This is a genomic window from Brevundimonas sp. NPDC046655 (genome assembly GCF_044901625.1).
Taxonomy (GTDB): Bacteria; Pseudomonadota; Alphaproteobacteria; order Caulobacterales; family Caulobacteraceae; genus Brevundimonas.
Genome location: NZ_JBJDPV010000003.1, coordinates 150,772 through 166,708 on the forward strand (window position 1 = coordinate 150,772; position 15,937 = coordinate 166,708).

Annotated in this window: 16 protein-coding genes; 5 read left to right on the plus strand and 11 right to left on the minus strand. The window is 68.5% G+C overall.

What is annotated here, in order from left to right; genetic code table 11:
• Window positions 1-52: 52 nt before the first annotated feature.
• From ACI2KI_RS10530 to ACI2KI_RS10540, 3 genes are all read right to left on the minus strand, one after another.
• The gene (locus ACI2KI_RS10530) at window positions 53-454 is read right to left on the minus strand and encodes a DUF3597 domain-containing protein (RefSeq protein WP_404619851.1); all 402 of its coding nucleotides are present in this window, start codon (window positions 452-454) and stop codon (window positions 53-55) included.
• A gap of 75 nt (window positions 455-529) precedes the next feature.
• Window positions 530-1,705, minus strand: a complete 1,176-nt coding sequence (locus ACI2KI_RS10535) for an aromatic amino acid transaminase (protein ID WP_404619853.1) — start codon at window positions 1,703-1,705, stop codon at window positions 530-532.
• The gene (locus ACI2KI_RS10540) at window positions 1,698-1,955 is read right to left on the minus strand and encodes a DUF6356 family protein (protein WP_404619855.1); all 258 of its coding nucleotides are present in this window, start codon (window positions 1,953-1,955) and stop codon (window positions 1,698-1,700) included. Before ACI2KI_RS10540 ends, ACI2KI_RS10535 begins: the two co-directional genes overlap by 8 nt.
• A gap of 785 nt (window positions 1,956-2,740) precedes the next feature.
• Here ACI2KI_RS10540 and ACI2KI_RS10545 point away from each other — a divergent pair.
• Window positions 2,741-3,412 (plus strand): response regulator transcription factor, encoded by a 672-nt coding sequence (locus ACI2KI_RS10545; RefSeq protein ID WP_404619857.1) that lies wholly within the window; start codon window positions 2,741-2,743, stop codon window positions 3,410-3,412.
• Here ACI2KI_RS10545 and ACI2KI_RS10550 read toward each other — a convergent pair.
• A complete protein-coding gene (locus ACI2KI_RS10550) occupies window positions 3,409-3,687 on the minus strand; it encodes a hypothetical protein (protein WP_404619859.1) in 279 nt (92 codons plus the stop codon). The genes ACI2KI_RS10545 and ACI2KI_RS10550 overlap by 4 nt on opposite strands.
• 90 nt (window positions 3,688-3,777) lie before the next feature.
• Window positions 3,778-4,299 carry a hypothetical protein gene (locus tag ACI2KI_RS10555; protein ID WP_292085510.1) on the minus strand — a complete coding sequence of 174 codons (522 nt, stop codon included), beginning with the start codon at window positions 4,297-4,299 and terminating at the stop codon, window positions 3,778-3,780.
• 148 nt (window positions 4,300-4,447) lie between these two features.
• Here ACI2KI_RS10555 and ACI2KI_RS10560 point away from each other — a divergent pair, with 148 nt between their 5' ends.
• Window positions 4,448-5,650, plus strand: coding sequence for a threonine ammonia-lyase (locus ACI2KI_RS10560; protein ID WP_404619861.1), 1,203 nt, complete (start codon window positions 4,448-4,450; stop codon window positions 5,648-5,650).
• Entirely contained in the window at window positions 5,631-6,173 is a 543-nt protein-coding gene (locus ACI2KI_RS10565; RefSeq protein ID WP_404619863.1) for an FKBP-type peptidyl-prolyl cis-trans isomerase, read from the plus strand. Before ACI2KI_RS10560 ends, ACI2KI_RS10565 begins: the two co-directional genes overlap by 20 nt.
• Before the next feature lie 158 nt (window positions 6,174-6,331).
• On the opposite strand, the gene queG is transcribed toward ACI2KI_RS10565, so the two are convergent.
• From queG to ACI2KI_RS10580, 3 genes are read right to left on the minus strand one after another with little or no spacing between them, the layout of a single operon-like run.
• Window positions 6,332-7,447, minus strand: coding sequence for a tRNA epoxyqueuosine(34) reductase QueG (gene queG, locus ACI2KI_RS10570; protein ID WP_404619865.1), 1,116 nt, complete (start codon window positions 7,445-7,447; stop codon window positions 6,332-6,334).
• A gap of 25 nt (window positions 7,448-7,472) precedes the next feature.
• A complete protein-coding gene (locus ACI2KI_RS10575) occupies window positions 7,473-8,159 on the minus strand; it encodes a glutathione S-transferase family protein (protein ID WP_404619867.1) in 687 nt (228 codons plus the stop codon).
• Window positions 8,160-8,219: 60 nt separating this feature from the next.
• On the minus strand, window positions 8,220-9,188 hold the full coding sequence (locus tag ACI2KI_RS10580; RefSeq protein WP_404619869.1) for a cation diffusion facilitator family transporter: 969 nt from the start codon (window positions 9,186-9,188) through the stop codon (window positions 8,220-8,222).
• A gap of 115 nt (window positions 9,189-9,303) precedes the next feature.
• Here ACI2KI_RS10580 and ACI2KI_RS10585 point away from each other — a divergent pair, with 115 nt between their 5' ends.
• Window positions 9,304-10,110, plus strand: a complete 807-nt coding sequence (locus ACI2KI_RS10585) for an undecaprenyl-diphosphate phosphatase (protein WP_404619871.1) — start codon at window positions 9,304-9,306, stop codon at window positions 10,108-10,110.
• Window positions 10,111-10,182: 72 nt separating this feature from the next.
• Here the strand turns inward: ACI2KI_RS10585 and ACI2KI_RS10590 are convergent, their stop codons facing one another.
• Both ACI2KI_RS10590 and ACI2KI_RS10595 read right to left on the minus strand, forming a co-directional pair.
• Complete coding sequence (locus ACI2KI_RS10590; RefSeq protein ID WP_404619873.1) at window positions 10,183-11,157, minus strand: complex I NDUFA9 subunit family protein; 975 nt, start codon at window positions 11,155-11,157, stop codon at window positions 10,183-10,185.
• Window positions 11,158-11,272: 115 nt separating this feature from the next.
• Window positions 11,273-12,940: an amidohydrolase gene (locus ACI2KI_RS10595; RefSeq protein ID WP_404619875.1), complete on the minus strand. Its 1,668-nt coding sequence runs from the start codon at window positions 12,938-12,940 to the stop codon at window positions 11,273-11,275.
• A gap of 420 nt (window positions 12,941-13,360) precedes the next feature.
• Here ACI2KI_RS10595 and ACI2KI_RS10600 point away from each other — a divergent pair, with 420 nt between their 5' ends.
• Window positions 13,361-13,792: a DUF488 family protein gene (locus ACI2KI_RS10600; protein ID WP_292085523.1), complete on the plus strand. Its 432-nt coding sequence runs from the start codon at window positions 13,361-13,363 to the stop codon at window positions 13,790-13,792.
• 170 nt (window positions 13,793-13,962) lie between these two features.
• On the opposite strand, the gene ACI2KI_RS10605 is transcribed toward ACI2KI_RS10600, so the two are convergent.
• Window positions 13,963-15,927 (minus strand): M1 family metallopeptidase, encoded by a 1,965-nt coding sequence (locus tag ACI2KI_RS10605; RefSeq protein WP_404619877.1) that lies wholly within the window; start codon window positions 15,925-15,927, stop codon window positions 13,963-13,965.
• Window positions 15,928-15,937: the final 10 nt, after the last annotated feature.

A 15,937-nucleotide genomic window follows, 5' to 3' on the forward strand; every position in this document is an offset into this window, starting at 1 on the left:
CTGTCTTAGCGCGAGAGGGCGCGTTCGCGCACCCCCTCGCGAGAGACGGACCTCAGAGATCGGTGGGCAGACGCCCGCCGTTGTCCCGGATCTTCTGAATCACCTGGGCGTGCAGCCAGATGTTCATGCTGGCGCTGTCCGACTTGTCGCCGGTGTAGCCCAGTTCTTCGGCCAGCTCCTTGCGTTCGGCCAGCGTGGATTCCAGCCCGACCAGCTTCATCAGGTCGACGATGGAGGTGCGCCAGTTCAGCTTCTGCGCGCGCTGGTCGTTCATGAAGTCGAGGATGCCGGCGACATCGACCTCGGGCGGCGGGGCTGCGGCGGCGGGCGCAGCGGGCGCGGCCTGAGGCGCGACAGGCGCCGCAGTCGGCGCAGGCGCGGGCGCCGCCGGGGCGGCGGGCTCGTCCTTCTTCTTCTTGAAGATGCCGCCGAGGATGGACCCGAGAACGCTCATTCGCCTGCTCCTGAAAGGGTGAAGTCCTTTCAGCGGGTCAGGGCGTTTCCGGTTCCGTGACGCTTGCGCGACGCCTCAGTCCAGCGAGGCGAGCGCTGTCGCGAACCGCTCGAAATTGCCCGCGTTCAGCCCCGCGACATTGATGCGGCCCGAGGCGTCCACATAGACGGCGTGGTCCTGGCGCAGGCGATCGACCGAGGCTTCCGACAGGGGCAACAGGGCGAACATGCCGCGCTGACGCGACAGGGCGGACAGGTCCAGTCGGGGCAGGGGCAGGGCGGCCAGTTGCGCCCTCAGCGCATTCACGCGCAGGCGCATGGCGTCGAGTTCGGTCCGCCACAGGCCGGTCAGCTCGTCCGACGACAGGATGATCCGCACCAGGGCGGCGCCGTGATCCGGCGGGTTGGACCACAGCAGGCGGGCGTGACCGGCGGCGACCTGGGCCAGGTTGGCGGCGGTGGCCTCGGCCTGGCTGAGCATCAGCAGGGCGCCGGTCCGGTCGCGATAGAGGCCGAAGCTCTTGGAGCAGGACAGGGCGACCAGGGCGTTCTCGCAGCCTTCCAGCAGGATGCGAACGCCGGCCACGTCGTCTTCAACGCTGTCGCCGAGGCCGGGGTAGGCCAGGTCGATCAGGGGCAGAAGGCCCTTGGCGGTCGCGATCTCGGCCACCGCGCGCCAGGCGTCGGCGTCCAGATCGACGCCCGTCGGGTTGTGGCAGCAGCCGTGCAGCAGGACGACATCGCCCGGCGCCGCCTGGGCCAGGGCCTCGTCCAGCGCCTGACGGTTCAGCCCGCCGTCCGCCGTCAGGTGATCGAAGGTCCGCGCGGTCAGGCCGCAGGCGGCGATGATCGGCAGGTGGGCGGGCCAGGTCGGCGTGCCGATCCACACCTGGGCCGCCGGATTGGCCTGGGCGATGATCTGCAGCGCCAGGCGCAGGGCGCCGGTCCCGCCCGGCGTCTGGATGCGCGACATCCGGGCCTGGAGCGAGGGCGAGAGGTTGGGGAAGGTCGCGGCTTGAAGGCCGAGCGCGAAGGCCGCATCGCCGGCCGGGCCGACATAGCCCTTGGAGGTCTGCTCGGCGTGCAGGAGGGCCTCGGCCGTCTTGACCGCCGACATGATCGGAATGGCGCCGGTCTCGTCGCGATAGGTGCCGACGCCCAGGTCGATCTTGTCGGCGCGCGGGTCGGCCTGCATCAGTCGGCCCAGCATCATGAGGCTGTCGGTTCTGGCTGTCGGCAGGCGATCAAACATCGGCGGCCGCCGGGGCTGCGGTGGTCTGTTCGGCGCAGGCCGACTTGTTGCGGTGGGTGACCATGCGGTGATGCAGGTCGCTGACCACGCCGCTGCCGGTGCGGACGCAGAGGCCGGGGATCAGGGCGTGAACAAAGCAGGCCGCGGCCCCCTTGAACATGGCGGCCCCGAAAGAGGCCGACATGCCCATGTGCTCGAAATAGCTTTCGCCGACGGACCTGGGGTGTTCGGTGAACAGGCTCTTGAACATCTCATCCTCCGGCTGAAGGCGTGAATGTCTCCCCGTTTGGCGAGAAATAGTTTCCGAAATCGCGCGCGCCTGGCGCGAGGCGCGATGTCAATTTTCTCAATAATGGCGAAGATCGCGAAGAAATATCCGAGCGCCGGGCGCAGGCCTGGCGCTTCGGCGACGACTCCAGTCGGGCGGAACGCTGGGGGGGCGTGCGATTCCGCGGTGAGGCCGTCGCGCCGAAGCGCCCATGTTTGAGCGAAGCCGTGGATGCGTCTTCGCCCGGCCCGCCCTTTGGCGCGCCGATCCCGCTAGCGCGGTGGTGGCGATCGGCGTGTCAGGGTCTGGATGGCGTGCGAACCCGGGGGAGGAGGGGGCGTGCGCCGTGGACCTGGCGTGCATTGGCGGCGCGACAGGTTTCAACTCGGGGAGAAGTCTAGCGGAGGCTTTTCAGCGTCGATCCGGGGGCCGCTAGGGGGAGGTGTTCTGGGCGATCCTGAAAAAACTTCGTTATTTCAGCAATTTATATTATTAACCTATTGTTAGTAATCGTTGTTTCACTTCATTTTGTGCATATACTTCTCCAAGTATTGATTACGTACTTCTTGTAACAGTATTCAATGGGACAAATACATGGGAGCACCGGTGGAAATTACGTTGCGTCATGTTCTTTGGCATCACCAATCTGTGGGATGTAGCCGAGAATATTTTGAGGTATGGTGGAATCCGTCAGGATTGTGGCGTTGCGTGAAACGGGTGGTGCAACAACCGGTCGGATGGGGGCGGCCTGAGCTTGGAGTGTCGGTGTGAGACAGGGTTCAGTTGAGACCGGCTTCGCCCCTGAGGCGTCGCAGGAGCCGTTCTGGTTTTCGGCCGACCGTCGTGTGTCTGGCGATCGACGCCGTGTGATTCCGACCGATGAGGGCGAACCGACTGCGCTTTGCGGGCGCGCCCTGGCCAACTGGGTCGACGGCGAGCGTCGCGCCCGTCTGATCGTCACGCGCGAGCTGGACGTCATGTGGATGAACGAGGCGGCGCGGGCGCTGCGCGACGACGGCGAGGCCTTCGAGGTCTGCGACGGACGTCTGGCGCCGCGCTCGCCGATCATCGCGGGCCTGGTGGCTGCGGCCCGGCCCGAGGAGGCGGGTTGCGCCGTCGTGCCGGGCGAGGGCGGACGTCACTGGGTGGCCTGGGCGCGGGAGGTCTGCGCCCCGCCCAGCGCCCTGATCGGTCTGACCCTGCAGAGGGCGCGCAGCGAAATCCGCTTTCAGGCCCTGATCGAGAACCATCTGCTGACGCCGTCCGAGGGACGGATCATCGAGATGTTGCTGGCGGGGGTCGAGACCGGTCGTATCGCCCAGGCGCTGGACATCTCCATCGAGACCCTGCGCACCCACCTGAAACACGCCTATCAGAAGCTGGGCGTGCGCAGCCGCGGCGAACTGTTCGCCGAGGCCTTGAGTTTCGTCGGTCCCTAGGACGCCGGAGCGGCGACCGGCGTCGATACGCCCTGCAGGGCCGGCGTGGGCGCGGCGACGGCGGCGGTCGCCGCGTCGGCGGGCTGCACCAGCAGGGGGCCGAGCGCGAAGGCGGCGACGGCCGCGCCGGCCGACAAGGCCAGAATCGCGACGATGACATAGGCCATGGCTGATCCGGAACGACGGCGACGGATGCCGCCTGCCTTGACGCCGCGAAGGATGACGAACGGGCGCCGGCCGAAGGCCTCGGAGCCGATGATATTATGCTGGGACAAGAACGCGCTCCCCGACTGTCCAGGAATGGATCAGTTCAGAGAGCGGCCCGATAAGGCCAAAGGATGGCGAACGCCGGTCCCCTGGTCGGTTCAACTTCCGAGGGTGACGCTGACCATGCGCCCGCCGCGCGTCTGGACGCGCTTCATGACCACCATGATGTCGTCTCCCGCCTTGACCGGCGAGATCAGGAACCAGCTGCCGTCCGGCAGGCCGGTGAAGCGGAAGGCGTCGGCGGCGCAGGGCTGGGCGCGTTCGAAGGCGCGATAGTCGGCGGCCTGCTCGCCGGCCGAACGAGCGCGCACCACGGCGGCGGGGACCGCGGCGCGGTCGGTCGAGCCGTAGAGGCGCTGCATGCGGGCGCGGGTATAGCCGGTGTCGGGGATCAGGCCGACGTTGCCGACGCAGTGAAAGCTCTTGCCGTCCTGGGCGAATGCGACCCGGCCCTCGATCGAGGCCTGGCCCGCACGGGCCGACCAGGCGAAGGCGTCGGCGCTGAAATCGGTCGAACCGGCGCCGGTCGCGCCGCCCATGGGCGTGGTGGCGCAGGCGCCGAGCGTCAGGGCGCCGGCCAGAACGGCGGCGAGGGCGAGGGAAGGGCGACGGATCGACATGGAGGGAGCTCCCGGAACGCGTTTCAAGCTCCACGGGAATGACGCCCGAAGGTGAGACGAGTCAAGGTTGCCCGGCGTCGCGGGCTGGGCCAAAAGGGCGCCGGAGACCGGACGCAGAGACCGGCCGAGAAACGTTTTCAGGGGCTTCATGACCGTCACCATCGACGACATCCGCGCGGCGCAGTCACGCATCGCCGGTCAGGTCGACCGCACCCCCGTCCGCTATTCGCGTCGCCTGTCCCAGCTGACCGGCGCCGAGATCTGGATCAAGTACGACAACCTGCACTTCACCGGCAGCTTCAAGGAGCGCGGCGCCCTGAACCGGTTGCTGCAGCTGACGCCGGACGAAATGAAGCGTGGCGTGGTCGCCGCCTCGGCGGGCAACCACGCCCAGGCCCTGGCCTATCACGGCGGCCGCCTGGGCGTGCCCGTGACCATCGTCATGCCCGAGGGCACTCCCTTCGTGAAGGTGGACGGCACCCGCGCCCACGGCGCCAATGTCGTCATCCACGGTCTCGATTTTTCCGGCTCGACCGAGGAGGCCAGGCGGCTTCAGGCCGAGCACGGCTACGTCTTCGTCTCGGCCTTCGACGACGAGGGCATCGTGGCGGGCCAGGGGGTCTGCGGCCTGGAGTTCGTCGAGGACGCGCCGGACCTCGACGCCCTGATCATCCCCATCGGCGGCGGCGGTCTGATCGCGGGCAGCGCCATCGCCGCCAAGGCGCTCAAGCCGGACATCAAGATCTTCGGCGTCGAGGCCGCCCGCTATCCGTCCTTCACCGCCCGTCGTCGCGGCGAGCCGGCCAGGTGCAGCGGGCAGACCATCGCCGAGGGCATCGCCATCAAGGCCGTGGGAGAGATCCCGTTTGCTCTGGCCGACAGCCTGATCGACGAGGTCTTTGTCTGCGAGGAGGCCGACTTCGAAAAGGGCGTGGCCCTGCTGGCGACGCTGGAGAAGACGGTGGCCGAGGGCGCCGGGGCCGGCGGTCTGGCCGCCATCCTGGCCAACCCGGAACGCTTCAAGGGCATGAAGGTCGGCATCGAGCTGACCGGCGGCAATATCGACGCCCGCATGCTGGCCGTGGTGCTGAACCGCGAAATGGTCCGCGAGAAGCGCCTGATCGTCTATCGCATCCTGGGCGACGACCGCCCCGGCATGCTGTCGGCCATGGCCGCCGTGATCGGCGGATTGGGCGGCAATATCATCGACGTCGTGCACAACCGGCTGGCGCTGGACGTGCCGGCCAAGGGGGCGGAGTTCGACATCATGGTCGAGACCCGCGACGCCCGTCATGCCGAGGAAATCGGCGAAGCCCTCAAGGAACGTGGCTATGAACTTCGCATGGGCTAAGCCCGCACTCGTCGCGGCCTCGGCCGCCGCCCTGCTGGCGGTCGCCGCCTGCAATCGCCAGCCCGCCATGTCCGGCGCGGATCTGGCGAAGAACGCGGAAGAGGCCGCCGCCTTCATGAAGACCAACGCCTCGGCGGAGGGGGTCAAGACCCTGCCGTCGGGCCTGCAGTACAAGGTCGTGGCCAGCGGCCCGGCGGGCGGCGTCCATCCCGACCGCAACGATCTGGCGCGCGTCGATTATGAAGGCAGCCTGACCGACGGCACCGTCTTCGACAGCTCGTTCAAGCGCGGCTCGCCCGCCGTCTTCAGCCCTGAACAAGTCGTGCCCGGCTGGACCGAGGCCCTGCAACTGATGAAGCCCGGCGACGAGTGGCTGCTCTATGTCCCGCCGGAACTGGGCTACGGCGAAGCGGGCGGCCCGCCGATGATCCCCGGCAACGCGGTTCTGGTCTTCCGGCTGAAGCTGCTGGACGTGGCGCCTGTGCCCGGCGGCGGTCGCGGCGTGGGCGAAGCCGCGGTCTAAGACCCTTCTCCCCTTGAGGGAGAAGGTGGGCGCCGAAGGCGCTCGGATGAGGGGTGTCAGCGCTGCGCTCGAAACGCGCGGCGCTGACATCGATCTCTTCTATCAGGGGGCGCCGTCGTCACCCCTCATCCGTCATGCTTCGCACGACACCTTCTCCCTCAAGGGGAGAAGGACCATTCGGCTTTGACGCTCTCGTCCTCTTCGCTCGCCAGTCGCGTCTCGCGCAGCATGGCGAACCGCCCGCCATCCAGCCGTGACAGCGCCCAGACCGCCGCGCCGCGCACCACGGGCGCCGGGTCGTCGAGCAGGGCCTCGACCGGAGTGATCAGCGCGGCGTCGCCAGAGTTCCCGGCCGCATACAGCACGTTTCGGATGAAGCGATCGCGCCCGATGCGCTTGACCGGGCTCTTGGTGAACAGGGCGCGAAAGGCGGGATCGTCCAGCGCCAGCAGGTCGGCCAGGCGCGGCCCCTTCAGGTTGTCGCGGGCGTGCAGCCGCGCCTCCGACGCGCCTTGCGCGAACTTGTTCCACGGACAGGCGCCCAGACAGTCGTCACAGCCGTAGATGCGCGGCCCCGCCGCGATGCGGAACTCGACCGGCCAGGGCTCGGCGTATTCAATGGTGAGGTAGGAGAGGCAACGCCGCGCGTCGATCTGGAAGGGTGCGGGAAAGGCCTTGGTCGGGCAGGCGTCCAGACAGGCGGTGCAGCGGCCGCAATGTTCGGTCTCGGCCTCGTCCGGTTCGATCTCGGCGGCGGTCAGGATGACGCCGAGGAACAGCCAGTTGCCGTGGGTGCGGCTCAACAGATTGGTGTGCTTGCCCTGCCAGCCCAGACCGGCGCGCTGGGCCAGGGGCTTCTCCATCAGGGGGGCGGTGTCGACAAAGACCTTCACCTCCTGCCCCAGCCGCGCGGCCATCTGACCGGCCAGGATCTTCAGCCGACCCTTGATGACCTCGTGATAGTCGTCGCCGCGCGCATAGACCGAGATATAGCCCGCTGAGCGATCCTGCAGCTCCGGCAGGGGATCGACCTCGGGGCCATAGTTCATGCCCAGGACGACAGCCGTCTTCGCCCCGTCCCACATGGCGGTGGGGTGGGCGCGGCGCTCCAGCGTCGTCTCCATCCAGCCCATGTCGCCGTGACGGCCCGCTTCGACAAAGTGGGCCAGCTTCTCGCCCGCGCTCCACGGCTCGCTGGCCGAGGCGAAGCGGCACACGCCGAAGCCCAATTCGGCGGCGCGTTGTCGGATGAAGATGCGGGGATCGGCCGCCATGACGGGGCCTTTGCCCCTGTTAGCCTCAGAAGTCGAGGTCGGCGTACCAGGTCGCCGGATGGACGCCGGGGAAACGGTCGCTCAGCAGGGTGCGGAAACAGGGCCGCGACTTCAGCTTGGAGTACCAGGTCTTCAGCGACGGATAGGAGGCCCAGGTGATCTCGCCGAAATAGTCCAGCACCGACAGGTGGCCCGCCGCGATCAGGTCGGCCTGGCTGAGCCGACGCCCGGCCAGCCATTCACGCCCGGCGGCCAGGCCTTCCAGCATGGCCAGATGAACGCGAAGCGCGTCGCGGCCCTCGCGCAGCATCCGCGCCTCGGGCGGGCCGAGGCGAAGCAGGGGCTTTTCCATCCGCTCATGCAACAGGACGGCGTCCACCTCGTCGATGAAGCGGCGGTTGAACCAGGTGGCCAGCCGCCGCGCCTCGGCGCGCTCGGCCAGATCGGCGGGCATCAGGATGTCGCCCTTGGACCGGTCCTCGATCCAGCCGAGGATGGCGTCCGTCTCGCAAAGGGTCAGGGTCTTGCCCTTTTCGGCCACGCTCAGGACCGGCGGCATCCCTGAGGGGTTGAGGTCGAAGACGGGGCAGTCCTCTTCCCACGGCTTGACCGGTTCTTCGCTGAAATCGATGCGCGCCTCGCCCAGGGCCAGACGCGCCGTGCGCGAGCCGGGATGGAAGGCGAAATGATAGAGGACGGCGGGCGCGGACATTGTTCCACCCATGCGCCTATGCACGTTAAGGCTCCGTTTACCGCGACCCCGCGTCGCAGCCTATGACCAGGGGCCGGGGCGGGTCGCCAGGGGCTCGACCGGGGCCTCAAGCGCGGCGACGGAGGGGGCGGCGGCGTGGAGTTCGGCGCGGCCGCGCGGGTCGGCGTGGATCAGGATGTCGGCGTGGGGGAAGGCGGCCTGGATGCGCTGCTCGGCCTCGACCACGATGGCGTGAGCGGCCTCCAGCGTCAGTTGCGGGTCCAGATCGACATGCATCTGCACCATCAGCACCTGCCCGGCCATGCGGGTGCGCAGCTGGTGCAGGCCCGAGATGCGCGGATCGGCCAGGACGGCGGCGGCGATGGTCACGCGCGCCTCCTCAGGGCCGGCATGGTCCAGCAGGTGATCGGCGGACTCGCGCAGCAGCGAGATCGCGCCCCAGAACAGCCAGACCGCCACCACCAGACCCGCCGCCGCGTCCAGCCCGGGCGCGCCGAGATAGGCGCCCGAGATCACCCCGATCAGCACCACCACATTGGCCGCCAGGTCGGCGGCGTAGTGGGCGCGGTCGCCCGCCACGGCCAGAGACGCGGTCTTCTTCAGCGCCTGGGTCTGCATCCACACCAGCCACAGGGTGACGGCGATGGAGATCACGACCACGCCGACGGCCCAGCCGCCCGCGGCGACCGGCCGGGGATCAAAGATGCGCTGCACCGCCTCCCAGCCGATGAAGACAGCGGAGGCGAAGATCAGGCCCGCCTGCACCAGACCGGCCAGAGCCTCGGCCTTGCCGTGGCCGTAGCGGTGCTCGGGGTCGGCCGGCGCCGCCGCCCAGCGCACGGCGAAGAAAGTCGCCAGAGAGGCGATCAGGTCCAGCGTCGAATCCGCCAGGGTCGCCAGGATCGACACCGATCCCGAGGCGCCCAGCGCAAAGGCCTTCATCACGATCAGGATTGTCGCCGTCCCCACCGACAGGGTGGTGATCCGGCGGGTCGTGGCGTGAGCGTCGTCGAGGGCGGAGGCGGTCATCCCCGCCCTTGTCGCGCAAAACCGCGCATCCGCCAATGGCGGCGTCTTGTCCGGGGCGCTAAGGAAGAAGCCTGCCCGGGGCGGACGAACCGTCGCCGGTCGAGACGGAGTTTCCATGGCGGACTGGCTGACGGCGATCCTTCTGGGTCTGGTCGAGGGATTGACCGAATTCATACCGGTGTCGTCCACCGGGCACCTGCTGCTGCTGGGGCATTTTCTCGGCTTCGAGAGCACCGGCAAGACGTTCGAGATCGTCATCCAGCTGGGCGCCCTGCTGGCCATCATCAGCGTCTATTTCAAGCGGTTGTGGACCCTGGTCACGCGCTGGCCCTTCGATCCGGCCGCGCGGCGCTTCCTGATCGGCCTGCTGGTCGCCTTCCTGCCCGCCGCCGTCATCGGCTTCTTCGCCTACGGCTTCATCAAGACGGTGCTGTTCGAGACGCCCCTGGTCATCTGCATCGCCCTGATCGTCGGCGGGCTGCTGCTTCTGTGGCTGGATCGCGTGGACAAGTTCCCGGTCTATCTGGACGCCGATCGCTATCCGATGCGGATCTATTTCCTGATCGGCCTGTTCCAGTGCCTGGCCATGATCCCCGGCGTGTCGCGCTCGGGCGCCACCATCGCCGGCGGCCTGCTGCTCAAGACCGACAAGCGTTCGGCGGCCGAGTTCAGCTTCTTCCTGGCCCTGCCGACCATGGGGGCGGCGGTGGCCTATGACCTGTTCAAGAACCGCGACGTTCTGGACTTCAGCGACTTTGGCCTGATCGCCGTCGGCTTCATCGCCGCCTTTCTTACGGCCCTCGTGGTGGTGCGCTTCCTGCTCGACTTCGTATCCAAGCGCGGCTTCGGCCCCTTCGCCTGGTGGCGCATCGTGGTGGGCGTGGCGGGGATCGTCGGTCTGGCCGTGACCGGGGCGCTGTAAACCGGCGACATCGCAGACAAAGAAAAGCCCCTCGGGACAGCGTCCCGAGGGGCTTTTTGTAACTGGCCCTGATCAGGCGGCGGCGGGGCCTTCGGCGTACTGGCCGCCGACGCGGTAACGATAGAGGTAGTCCGGAGCGATGGCTTCCAGACCCGTCGGCTCGACGCCCAGTTCGGCCAGACCCTCGGCGCCCGGCGAGACGAGGTTGTCGTTCTCCAGCAGCAGGACCTGGTCCTTGGTCAGGGCGGGCTTCAGGCCGATCGCCGCCGGAATCTGCACCAGCGACCCCAGGATGCGGGCGGCGAAGAAGGGCACGGGGATCAGGAAGCGATCGCGGTTGGTCTCGCGCAGAATGAACTTGAGGATGTCCTTGAAGGTCCAGACCGACGGTCCGCCCAGTTCGAAGGTCTTGCCTTCGGCTTCCGGTGAGACGGTGGCGCGGGCGATGGCCTCGGCCACGTCGCCGACATAGACCGGCTGGAACTTCGTCACGCCGCCGCCGATCAGGGGCAGGGCGGGCGAGAAGGTCGCCATGGCGGCGAACTTGTTCAGGAAGGCGTCTTCCTTGCCGAAGATGATCGAGGGACGGATGATCACGGCGCCGGGGAAGGCGGCGCGTACGGCGGCCTCGGCGGCGCCCTTGGTGCGGGCGTAGGCGGCCTTGCCGTTCACGTCGGCGCCGATGGCCGACATATGGGTCAGGCGCTGGACGCCCGCGGCCCTGGCGGCCTCGGCGACATTGACGGCGCCTTCGACGTGCAGGGCCTCGAACTTGCGGCCGCCGGTCTCGAACAGGATGCCGACCAGGTTGATCACGGCGTCGGCGCCCTTGATCGCCTCGGCCACGGCGGCCTTGTCGGTGATGTCGCAGCGGACGGTCTGGATCTGGCCGACGTCGCCGGCCATGCGCAGCTCATAGGCCAGGGCGGGCTTGCGAACGGCGACGCGCACGCGCCAGCCGCGCTTGGCCAGGGCTCGCACCACCTGGGTTCCGACAAAGCCCGAGCCGCCGAAAACGGTGACCAGTCCGGGGGCGAAATCAGCCATCTGAGCGCTCCAACGCCAAACCCCGGCCGCAACGGGCGACCGGAGGAGAATTCCATGGGCGGGGCTTAACCGATGCGCCGCCCCGCCGCAACGCACAGCGGGGCGAGTTGGGCCTTTAGTCCGCCCTGTAAACCACCTGGCCGTCGACCACGGTCAGGACCGCATGACCCTTGGGGATGTCGGCGGCGGGCACGGTCATCAGGTCGATGTTGAAGGCGGAGAAGTCCGCCCGCTTGCCGACCTCGATGGTGCCCAGTTCCTTCTCGCGGAAGCTGGCGTAGGCGGGCCACAGGGTGAACATCTTCAGCGCCGTGGCCCGGTCCACGGCCTCGTTCGGGCGCCAGTCCGGCCCCTGGAAGCCGTTCAGGTCGCGCCGCGCCACGGCGGCGTAGAACTCGATCAAGGGATCGCCGCGCTCGACCGGGGCGTCGGAACCGCCGACCACGATCACGCCCCGGTCCACCAGGGTATGCCAGGCATAGGCTCCGTCCAGTCGGGCGTCGCCCAGTCGGTCCGCCGCGAAATGCAGGTCGCCGATCGCGTGGCTGGGCTGCATGGAGGCGATGATCGGCAGTTCGTCGAAGTAGTGATAGTCGGCGGGCCGGATGATCTGGGCGTGCTCGATGCGCCAGCGCGGATCGACCAGCTTCCACTCGGCCTTGGGCACGGACCGCAGCGCCTCCTCGTACCAGGCCGCGACGTCGTGGTTGCCCTGATCGCCGATGGCGTGGGTGGCGATCTGGACGCCGGCGCGCAGGGCCTCTTGATAGAGAGGCATGACCGTCTCGCGCGACGCCAGCATCAGGCCGGACGTGTCGGGGCGATCCGAATAGGGCTGAAACAGCTTGGCGCCGCGCGAGCCTAGGGCGCCGTCGGCGTAGAACTTGACGGCCCGGGTGATGATCCGCCCGTCGCCCGCGTCGCGCGGTCCGCCCGCCATCAGGGCGCGGGCGTCGCCCATGTCGATGCTGTTATAGACCCGCAGCGGCGCCTCGCCCTCGCGCGCCATCGCCTCCATCAGGGGCACGTCCTTCCACGGCGCGCTCATGAAGTGGACCCCGGTCCAGCCGTAGCGGGCATAGACGCCGAAGCCGGCGCGATAGGCCGCGCGCGTCGCTGTCGCGTCGGCCTGCGGCGTCAGCGGCTCGACCAGAACCATGGCTCCGTCCACCAGCAGGCCCGTCGGCTGGCCGTCGGCGTCCTTGAGGATCTCGCCGCCCGAGGGGGCGGGCGTCGCCGCATCGATCCTGGCGGCGCTCAGCGCGGCGCTGGAGACGGCGACCGCGTGGCCGTCGGCGCGGCTGAGCAGCACCACGCGACCGGGGGCGGCGGCGTCCAGATCGGCGGCGGTCAGGAAGCGCTTCTCGGGCCAGTGGGTCTCGATCCAGCCGCGCCCGACGATGACGCCCTCGGGGTGCGCCCTGGCCCAGTCGGTCAGCCTTTGCATGGCCTCGACGACCGAGGTCGAGCCTTCCAGGTTCAGCGTCATCTCGCGCCAGCCGATGCCGTCCAGATGGGCGTGGCCGTCGGTGAAGCCGGGGAAGAGGGTTGCGCCCTTCAGATCCACCACCTCCAGTCCCTCGGCCGAGGGGGCACCGGCCGCCGCGCCGACATAGGCGATGCGCCCGTCGCGCACGGCCACCACCTCGGCGGTCGGAGCGGTCTCGACGCCGGTGTGGATGGTCCCGCCCCGGATCAGCAGGTTCTGGGCGAAGGCAGCGGGCGCGGCGGCGGCCATCAGGGCGGCGGCCAGCGGAAGGGTCGTCTTCAGGGAGCGGATCATGGGCTGTCCTCCAACGGCAACGCACAACATGGACGAAATTTCGCTCCTGGACATTCAGTCGTCGTGAGCCTGAACGAGCCAACCTTCTGGTGTCAGCTCCGACAAATGACTTCGGGGCATCTTGAGCATAGCTTCACCGAGCTCGGGCCGATCATTGACTATATGATGGATGTGCACCGGTCGCATCGTGGCGCCCTCTGGAGAATGATCATATTCCCCGCATGTGAGTTGCCACATGCCGTCAGAGTGATGAACGATCAGACGAATTGGACGATCCGAGGCTATGACATGGTCACAGGCCAGAACTAAGGGCGACGTTTCGTCCGTCATTTTTTCTCCGCCAACGCGCTGTGCGCCGTGCGGTCCAGAGAGCTTGCTGCAAGGCTTGGCGTCAAGCGATCCGACGCGCATCATCGCCGCATGAAGCTGTTCACTATCGGCTATGAAGGCTCCACCCAGCCCGAGGTCATCGAGCGGCTGAAGGCGGCGGGGGTCGAGCTGGTCGCCGACGTGCGGGCCGTGGCCTCGTCGCGCATCGCGGGCTTTTCCAAGACGGTGCTGGGCGAGAGCCTGAAGGCCGAGGGGGTGGACTATCTGCAGCTGCGGGCGCTGGGCACGCCCAAGGCCGGGCGCGATGCGGCGAGGAAGGGCGACGTGGCGACCATGCACGCCGTCTTCAACGCCCATATGCAGGAGCCCGACGCCGAAGCCGCCTTCCAGCAGCTGCGCCATGTGGCGAGCGAAAAGCGCGTCGCCCTTTTGTGTTTCGAAGCCGAGGCCTGCGGCTGCCACCGCGCCGTCCTCGCTGACCGGCTGGCCCGCGAGGACGGTGTCGAGGTGGTGGATCTATAACTGATCCTCCCCTGCGCAGCGGGGGAGGGGGACCATGCGCAGCATGGTGGAGGGGGCGAGATCATGGCCCCGCAGCTTGGAATTTTGGACCTCCGACAGCGGCGATCCAGGGGCTGAGGGTGGCGGGGCGCGGTCCCTCTCCCCCGCCTGCGGGGGAGGATCGTTTTTCGTTACGGGCGGCCCACCAACTGATCGACCGACCCGGTCGTGACCGGGTGATAGAGCGGTCGGGCCTTGGCGTAGATGCGCGTGGCGATGGGGCGGCCCCAGTCGCCTTCGCCCCACAGGGTCTGGAACAGGGGCAGGACGAACTTGCGACGGCCCTGACTGGTCAGGAAGCGGTCGGCGGTGGCGACAGCCGGTTCATAGCGGTGCGCCAGGGCGATCTGCAGCCAGGCGAAGGTCAGCTCGGCGTTGCCTTCATTGGCCAGGTTCAGCGTCTTCTCCAGATCAGCCAGTTGCGCCGTGGTCAGCCAGTCGGCGCCCGCCGCCAGACCCTCTGGACGCCAGGCCAGGAAACGCTGGCGCTGCTGGGTGTTCCAGTTCTTCCAGTCGATGGCCGAGGCCGGGCCCTTGTCGGCGAAGAAGGCCTTGGCCTGTTGGTCCACGGCTTCGAAGGCGTGCGACACCGGCGGCACCCAGTTCGACGGCATCCCCGGTTGGTAGATCCAGTTCTCCAGCTGCAGCTGGGCCTCCAGCGCCGCATCGCCCTTGATCAGGTGCTCGCGGATGTCGGCCAGGAAGCCGACGTCGGTCATGGGCTGGAAGGCGTGGCGGTCGAAGTAGCCGCGCAGCCAGGCGTCGAACGTCTCACGGCCGACGATGCGCTCGATGGTGCGCAGCATGGCCGCGCCCTTCTCATAGGGCACGCCCGACAGGCCGTCGTCGGGGTCGCGTCCGGTCAGGTCGATGTGCAGCCTGGTGTCGTCGGGCGCCGTGGTTGCCAGCTCGGCTGACAGCTCGCCCCAGCCCAGAACCTGCTCCTGCATGGCGCGGTCGCGACCATAGAGGGCCTCCATGATCCGGTTCTCGAAATAGACCGTGGTGCCTTCGTTCAGCCAGATGTCCGACCAGGTGGCGTTGGTGACCAGATTGCCCGACCAGCTATGGGCCAGTTCGTGCGCCACCAGCGAGACCAGCGACTGATCGCCGGCGATGATGGTCGGGGTGGCGAAGGTCAGGCGCGGGTTCTCCATCCCGCCGAAGGGGAAGCTGGGCGGCAGGACCAGCAGGTCGTAGCGGCCCCAGCGATAGGGGCCGTAGAGGGCCTCGGCGGCGTCCACCATGCGCGGGGTGGACTGCAGTTCTGCGCGGGCGGCTTCCAGACGGCTCGGCTCGGTCCAGACCCCGGTGCGACCGTCGAAGGAGGCGAAGGCGATGTCGCCGATGGCGATGGCCATCAGATAGGGCGGGATCGGACGATCCATGTCGAAGCGCCAGGCCTTCTGACCGGCAGCGGCGGCTTCGCCGGCCGGCGTCAGGTGCTCGGCGGACATGACCACGGTCAGGTCGGCGGGCGCGACCACGCGGGCCGAATAGGTCTGGCGGATGCCGGGGCTGTCCTGGGTCGGGACCCAGGTGCGGGTCAGGATGGCCTGGCCTTGGCTGAACAGATAGGGCTTCTGGCCGCCCGCCGTCTGTTGCGGGGCCAGCCACTGCAGGGCCGCCGCGTCGGGACGGGTGGAATAGTCGACGACGACCTTCTGGACTTCGCTACCGGCGAAGGCGGGCAGGTGGACGGTCAGGGCCTGACCCTTGATGGCGTCCACGGCGCCCAGCTCATAGCGCAGCGGGCGGCCCTGCGCGTCGCGCACGCCGCTGATGTTCAGGTTCTTGGTGTCCAGCACGACCTCGGTCGCGCCGACGCGGCCGGTGATGTCCAGCGTCGCCGAGCCCGACAGGGTCTTGGCCGCGAAGTCAGCGGTCAGGTCCAGGGCCACATGGCCGACGCGGGCCTCGGCCGGGCGGGCGTTGGAGTGGATGTCGTCAGCATAGGCGAAGGCGGGCGTGGCAGGCGTGGCGGCGGGCGCGGTCATGTCCGATCCTCCGGGCGCGGTGGCGCAGGCGCCGAGGGAAGAGACAAGGGCGGCGGCGAGGGCAAGGGCGGAAACCTGCCCAACCAGCTTCAGGGTCATCGAACGCTCC